1 protein-coding gene is annotated in these 206 nt (G+C 66.5%); it reads left to right on the forward strand.

The genetic code is table 11. The features are described from left to right. Window positions 1–206, forward strand: a 206-nt coding sequence (locus tag Q0858_RS21495; protein ID WP_299058448.1) for a hypothetical protein, incomplete at both ends; no start/stop codon positions are given.

The following is a 206-nucleotide window of genomic DNA, read 5'->3' on the forward strand; positions in this document are numbered from 1 at the left end:
TATCCCGCCGACGGTGGAGCCCGAGTTCAGTTCGCCGCAGTGGGCGGCCCGGCATTCATCGACCAGGACTCCGCTGGGAACATCCTCGTCGCCGACCGCTCCAGTAAGAACCTCCTCGCCATCGCCCCGGATGGCGCCAAGACGATCCTCTCGAGTGGTTTCTTGAACCCCGTGTCGGTCGCCCAGCGCCCCGACGGGTCCTACGT

Source organism: uncultured Nocardioides sp. (genome assembly GCF_947489365.1).
Taxonomy (GTDB): Bacteria; Actinomycetota; Actinomycetes; order Propionibacteriales; family Nocardioidaceae; genus Nocardioides.